We start from the raw sequence: 5,973 nt of genomic DNA on the forward strand, positions 1-5,973 counted from the left end.
TAGTTATTGATGCTAACGAAATAATAAAAAAGACCTTCTCTTTTATAGAAACCTTAATTTTTGTGAAACGAATAAGTATATAGAGGTGGTGGTATGGCTGAAGCTATACTAGTTTGGATAGGCGAAAATTGGCGAATTATAGCATCAATAATAGGCTTAGCAGTATTAGGTAGTGTTGCATATACTGTAGGTAGTGCTGTAGTGCAATCTCAACCTGCTTTCACACAAGCATTTTCGATAACTGCTTATGTTATACCATTAATAGTTTATATGATGGCTATACAATTCGTATTTAATGCTATATCAATGATAAAAGAATACTTTGGCAAATAACTAAAAGAATACTTTGGCAAATAACAGGTGGTAGTAGATGGATGACATGACAATAGTAAAGCTAGTAGCTATAGTTAGCCTAGCATCAATAGCTATTACTGCACTCCTGCATGGTATAGATAGTGTTGTAACGGGTACGATTAGCAGCATCATAGGTGGTATAGCAGGCTATGAATTTGCTAAGTCTAAAAAGCAAACTAAGTAGCATAGCACACGTACTTTACGGTATCATTACTAGTTTTGCTCCTTGGTATCTAGCTATAATAATGGGCTTCATGTTTGCTCTATATGAGCTTGATGAAGAAATGCACATCAAGGATAGAGCCTACAAGGACATTAGAGAGTATATGTTAGGTTTGGTCATAGGAGCAATAATTTATATAGGACTAAATAGTATAGTTTAATATGAGGTGGTAAAATGGCGGTATCAGTAACTGAGGTGCTGCAAAAGCTCTCTAAGGAAAAAATAGAGCCTGCAGAAGTCGGGACTATTCTTGATGCTGCTAGAGAGGCTGCTATAAAAGCTAGGCAGGAGCTTAGCAAAAAGGTTAAGGAATTTTGGACTTCAGATGAGGGGGAGCTTGTAAGGTATATGCTTGGATGGGAAGCTGAACAGAGCGGATTTGCAGCTGAAATGGAGAGGATAATGAGTAGTGTTAGGGAAGATATAAGAAAGGTTGCTAAAGCTACTGGTCTTGGCAATAAGTACAGGTATGTATGGGGTAAGCCTCCAAAGCCTGCTTAACATAGCGTATTTCAATAGAATGTAACCCTAAACTAAAACTTTTTTATATATACTCTTTTTCTCATTCTACCACCATCAAAAACTTTATATCCTTAGACTTCAATACCTTAATTGATGGTGGTATCAATGGCTAAATGTCCTTATTGCGGTACAGAAGTCGAAAAACCAATAAAAACATGGGTTATAGCACCTAGGGGTAGAAAAGGGGTAACAGTAGGACTATTCAAGTGTACTAGCTGTGGTAAGTACTTTAGGGCTAAACTCTAATACAATCTTTTTTTTCATAGCATGCTCTTTTAATAAGTAATAGATTTTATATACCACGTAATATCTACTATATTGGTGGTGGTGCATGGGTGTGTTGCGTGTTATAACCTTCAAAGTAGATGAAAATACCTTAGAGGAGTTAGATAGATTCTGTGCTAACAGCGGATTATCACGTAGTAGTGCTATCAGAATAGCAATAAAGAAGCTAATTAGTGAAGGTGTAGAAATAAAGCCAAAGCCAAAAAGGGTAAGGAAGGTGGAGCTTTATTGAAGGATAGGAAGCCATGCATCTATGGGCTTCATAGCTACTGCATAGTAGAGGAATACCTTAAGAAAAACAATAAAGATACATCAAATTGGGGTAGTGAAGATTGGATTAAGCTAAATTGCAGTATGTGCATTAAGGCTACTTATGCTAAGGCTAAGATGCGTCTTGTTAAAGGCTATTCTGTGGTGAATACGTTATGAATGATAAGAAGATTAGAGTTAGCGAGGAAATCTATGAGCAATTAGCTAAGCTTGCAGAAAAAGGTGGTAGAAGCATTAGAGAGCTTGCAGAAGAGGCTATTAAAGCGTACCTCTTAGGTACTGAGAATGTAGATAAACCTGTTAAGGCGGTTTCGGGTAAGATTATCCCTATACAATATGAGACAAAATGTAAGTTCTGCGGTAAGACTATCAACAAGGGAGAGCTAGCTTATTGGGTTAAGTATACCTTTGATGATAATAGTAGCAGGTCTTACGTTATCTGCTTGGATTGCTATTACAAGGATACTGCACTTGCTGAATGGTACTTAAAGAAAAAGAAGCTAGAAGGCATAGTTAGGGGTCTAAAGAATAAAGCAGACCAATTAGCAGAAGAGGTAGAGAAGTTGCAGGTAGAGTATGACGTATTGAAGGTTAAGCAGGAAGTCTTAGATTTATGGAGAAACTTTGAATCACTATTCCTATCTACAGAGCAAAGCCTAACCACAGAGAAGATGGAGGAGTTTATGGATAGGCTTAATGAATTGCTTGATAGGGTAGGAAGCCTAGAGGCTACACTAAATGCTATACCTGAATTCAAGAAGTATATGGTTAGAAGGTCTGTACAAACATCAAAGTATGAATCAAAAAGAGCATGGATGTAAGGTAAAACAAAAAATCAAATAATTTTTTTTGGTTTGATTAGGCTATTCCTTGTATTAGTTTCTGCTTAGTTGTTTCTGCTTGTTGCAGATATTCACTTATTAGGCTCATGCTAAACCTCATATAGAATATCACGGCTGTAGTTATGTCATCCCAGCCTACTCCAAATCCTGTGTTAGCTGAGGACTGTAGCACTAACTCCATAGGTATCCTAAACTCTGCTAATATGCTGATATGAGCACTTCTTAGCCTGTGAGGTGTTATTTCCCAAGGTAGCCCTAGAACGTCTCTCAGATTCTTGCACATTTTGCTGTACCATTTCCTAAATGCGGATACATTCCATTTACCATCATTATTCACAGGCTTTACACTATGATATAGCAGAATAGACTTAACTACAGACCTATAGCCCTTATGTCTAGCCCATTCATAGATTTTCTTCCATTCTTCATGTAGCTGTTTATCTAACCAAGGTAACCTTAGCTCCCACCACTTCTTAGTTTTCTCTTCCCATATCCTAAAGCCTAGAAGCTCTCCATTTGCTCCCCATATAGCGTTATCCCACTTTATTCCTATGAGGCTAGTATTTACTAAGTCATGGTCTAGGTCTAGCTTCCAAACATCGCTAGGCTTAATGTTCACTTGTATACCATCTGCTATCATTCTTTCAATTTGTTCTACTATGCTACTCCATCCTTCTCTAGTACCAGCTTCAATGTGCAGACCTGCAATTAGCCAGAAAGCCCTTAGCTCATTATCGTTAGACTCCTTAGCTAGCTTCTTTAGCTTAATGTAATGCTCATAAAATAGAGTAGCTTCCTTTGGTCTTATCACATCTCTTACTGTACCAATTCTACCCTTAAACCATTCCCTAAACTTAGGTATCCTCTTCAATAGCTGCATGTATCTCCTTGCACAAACCCTAGCCTTGAAGTCATCTCCTTGGTTTTCTTCATAGCACTTCATCCTTATTATCTCAAATATCGCATCTTCATCATCCCATAGGTCTGGGTTGCTTGGTATCTCCTTATTTAGGTGCTTGGTAATCCTATCCTTGTTAGCTAGAATGTACTGAGCTAGCTCATTAACTCGGTTTACTGTGTCTATAAATTGTTTTCTAGTGTAGCGTATTGAGTGCTTACCCTTCCTTTGGATTTTAATTGGGTTCTTTACAAACTCGATAATGCAGCTAGCTTCTGTTACATCCTTTAGCCATTTCTTAGCCTTAGGCTTTAACCACTCTTCTGCTGTAGCTTTTACGTCTTCAATTGTAAGGCTTACAGTTTCTATAGTCTTCCTTTCCTTGTTAAATATCGTTATTGGGCTACCTTCCTCAAACCTCTTTATCAACTTGTAAAGTGTAGTCTTATCGAGACCTAGTATTTTGCTAAGTTCATTAGCACTTATACCAAACTCCTTGTTAGCATATATCAAGGCTACGGCTTCATCCTTGCTCTCTAATATTGGGTATCCATACTTTGCAAGGCTACCATAGGTCTTCCTTATGTCAGTAACACGGTCTCTTATTTGATATATTAGCTGTGCAATTGGTTTAGGTAGTACCTCAGTCATATTTCATCCCCACCATAAACTTATACTATTCTATCCTTTAAAAAGTTTATCCTATATAACCTTAAGATGGGGGTATATCACATCATGAAATTACTAGCTGCGTCTTATTTACTTTTTTGATTTAACAGATATAGAGAAAACTAGACCCCTGTACCCCATCATAAATATACGGTTTCTGGAAATCGTAATTTTTTGTTTTTCCTATTAGCAGTTTATGGTGGGGGTCATTGAGGGGGTCATTGAACCCCCCTCATCATCAAACTGTATTATATTTGGTCATATAGTGGTGATTGGGTACAGGACATCATGGCTCATTGACCCCATCTAATGACAGTCATTGGGTACATTATCTTAATACATTGGGTACTATGACCATACATATACCCATCTATAACCTATAGCGATGATACAGTAGCCTGTAATTTTAAAAGGTAGGTTGTATTTGGTTATAATGTAGTTATATGATGATAGGTTAGGTCTGGTCATAAGGTAGTTATATTGGAATATAACCACTCTTAACCTTCTATCACCTATTAGTAATAAGATATAAATGGTTATATTTCGCACCTATCACGATAGGTTAAAAAAGGTTATATATGGTTATATCATTATATGTTATATGAGGTGATGTATGTGGTTAAGGCTCAATTCACAGTTAGGGTAGAAAAGGAGATTAATGAAGCCTTAGAGAAGAGGGCTAATGAGCTAGGCATCTCAAAGACCAAGCTAGTAGAGAAGATACTAGCAGACTATGTACAGGTAAAGCTAAAGGATGACCCTTTGCAACCACTTGAAGCTCTTTGGGCTAAGATTGAAGAGTTAGAAGGAAGATTAGCTAAGATAGAGCAATCACTAGCTAATAGTAAGCCTACTACTAGCAGCATCGAACCATTCATAAAAAGGGGTAGCAAGTAATGTATACTACAATACTTGAAGCTATTGTTTTTGCTATCTTCTCTGTACTAGCTATAGTGCTATTGGTAGCATTTGTAGATGCTCTATGTAGCTATATGCCCTATGCATGCAGCTTAGAGCTTGTAAAGCAGGCTATAGCACTACTCTTTAAGATAATGTGGTTATTCTTAGCTGGTGCAATAATATACTTCATAGTAGCACTAATACTAGAGTATTATGAAAAAAAGAGTAGCTTTAGAATCTAACTTTTTTCAACATTCTTTCAAATTCTTCAAGCGTCATAGTAGGCTTTTTTCTTCCTTTTCTATCTATCTTATATGCATTATTTAATGCTACCACTATCTTCTTTGGGTTATTGTTCTTTACTATCCTTATGATTCTTTCACGGTCTTCCTCTTTTAGCTTGAAAAATTCTTGCAATACTTCTACTAGCTTCTCTTGTTGTTTTGTTAATTGCTCGCTCATTCTACCACCTTGGGTTTAGTTATATAGCCTAGCTCTTCAAATATGATTAGGTCATCATAGCTAAAGCTCTTCTCTATAGCCTTAACCATCTCCTTACCTGCTTTCTCCCATGTTAATTCCTTTCTTACATAATCGCTAGCAATTCTAGCCTGCTTAGCGTATTTATCATAGTTATTTAGCACTTCATGTAGCTTAAGGGCTATGTCTTCTGCACTCGGTACAGGATGCACCATACCATCAATGCTGTAGTATATTCCTTTTGGTTCTACATATATGCAGTAGTCTTTGCACCATTCTTCTACTGCACCATATCTAGTGGTTATATTTGGTATTCCAAGTGCTAGAGTTTCTGTTATTGGCATTCCCCAAGCTTCCCCCATGCTTGCTAGAATATGCACCTTCATCATAGATAGTAGCTTTGCTTGTTCTATTTCTGGCAAACCAAAGAATACCTCATAATCGAATGGCTTAATCATAGGTATTTTAACATTAAACCTTTCTTCTATTGTTTCTACTAGGTTAGGTGTTATCCAATACCTTTCACTAAA

The 5,973-nt window shown here is 37.0% G+C and carries 12 protein-coding genes; 9 read left to right on the top strand and 3 right to left on the bottom strand.

Features of this window, described 5'->3' with window-relative positions; genetic code table 11:
- Nucleotides 1-93 precede the first annotated feature (93 nt).
- The 7 genes from CBR30_09740 to CBR30_09770 all read left to right on the top strand — a co-directional run bounded on the left by CBR30_09740 (nucleotide 94) and on the right by CBR30_09770 (nucleotide 2,475).
- Entirely contained in the window at nucleotides 94-333 is a 240-nt protein-coding gene (locus CBR30_09740) for a hypothetical protein (protein PMQ00703.1), read from the top strand.
- A 170-nt stretch (nucleotides 334-503) separates the two neighbouring features.
- Entirely contained in the window at nucleotides 504-737 is a 234-nt protein-coding gene (locus tag CBR30_09745) for a hypothetical protein (protein PMQ00704.1), read from the top strand.
- Nucleotides 738-751: 14 nt separating this feature from the next.
- Nucleotides 752-1,078 carry a hypothetical protein gene (locus CBR30_09750; protein ID PMQ00705.1) on the top strand — a complete coding sequence of 109 codons (327 nt, stop codon included), beginning with the start codon at nucleotides 752-754 and terminating at the stop codon, nucleotides 1,076-1,078.
- A gap of 126 nt (nucleotides 1,079-1,204) precedes the next feature.
- Complete coding sequence (locus CBR30_09755; protein ID PMQ00706.1) at nucleotides 1,205-1,345, top strand: chorismate-binding protein; 141 nt, start codon at nucleotides 1,205-1,207, stop codon at nucleotides 1,343-1,345.
- A 94-nt stretch (nucleotides 1,346-1,439) separates the two neighbouring features.
- Nucleotides 1,440-1,616, top strand: coding sequence for a CopG family transcriptional regulator (locus CBR30_09760; protein ID PMQ00714.1), 177 nt, complete (start codon nucleotides 1,440-1,442; stop codon nucleotides 1,614-1,616).
- Entirely contained in the window at nucleotides 1,613-1,813 is a 201-nt protein-coding gene (locus tag CBR30_09765) for a hypothetical protein (protein ID PMQ00707.1), read from the top strand. Before CBR30_09760 ends, CBR30_09765 begins: the two co-directional genes overlap by 4 nt.
- Complete coding sequence (locus CBR30_09770; protein PMQ00708.1) at nucleotides 1,810-2,475, top strand: hypothetical protein; 666 nt, start codon at nucleotides 1,810-1,812, stop codon at nucleotides 2,473-2,475. The genes CBR30_09765 and CBR30_09770 overlap by 4 nt, the downstream gene beginning before the upstream one ends.
- A 37-nt stretch (nucleotides 2,476-2,512) precedes the next feature.
- On the opposite strand, the gene CBR30_09775 is transcribed toward CBR30_09770, so the two are convergent.
- Nucleotides 2,513-4,045, bottom strand: a complete 1,533-nt coding sequence (locus tag CBR30_09775) for a hypothetical protein (protein PMQ00709.1) — start codon at nucleotides 4,043-4,045, stop codon at nucleotides 2,513-2,515.
- Nucleotides 4,046-4,678: 633 nt separating this feature from the next.
- Here CBR30_09775 and CBR30_09780 point away from each other — a divergent pair.
- Together CBR30_09780 and CBR30_09785 are read left to right on the top strand one after the other, a co-directional pair.
- The gene (locus CBR30_09780; GenBank protein PMQ00710.1) at nucleotides 4,679-4,960 is read left to right on the top strand and encodes a hypothetical protein; all 282 of its coding nucleotides are present in this window, start codon (nucleotides 4,679-4,681) and stop codon (nucleotides 4,958-4,960) included.
- Nucleotides 4,960-5,205, top strand: a complete 246-nt coding sequence (locus tag CBR30_09785; protein ID PMQ00711.1) for a hypothetical protein — start codon at nucleotides 4,960-4,962, stop codon at nucleotides 5,203-5,205. Before CBR30_09780 ends, CBR30_09785 begins: the two co-directional genes overlap by 1 nt.
- Here the strand turns inward: CBR30_09785 and CBR30_09790 are convergent.
- Together CBR30_09790 and CBR30_09795 are read right to left on the bottom strand one after the other, a co-directional pair.
- Nucleotides 5,195-5,425, bottom strand: a complete 231-nt coding sequence (locus tag CBR30_09790; protein PMQ00712.1) for a hypothetical protein — start codon at nucleotides 5,423-5,425, stop codon at nucleotides 5,195-5,197. The genes CBR30_09785 and CBR30_09790 overlap by 11 nt on opposite strands.
- A partial coding sequence (locus CBR30_09795) for a hypothetical protein (GenBank protein ID PMQ00713.1) occupies nucleotides 5,422-5,973 on the bottom strand: 552 nt, incomplete at its 5' end. The genes CBR30_09795 and CBR30_09790, both read right to left, overlap by 4 nt.

This window comes from Dictyoglomus sp. NZ13-RE01, assembly GCA_002878375.1.
Taxonomy (GTDB): domain Bacteria; phylum Dictyoglomota; class Dictyoglomia; order Dictyoglomales; family Dictyoglomaceae; genus NZ13-RE01.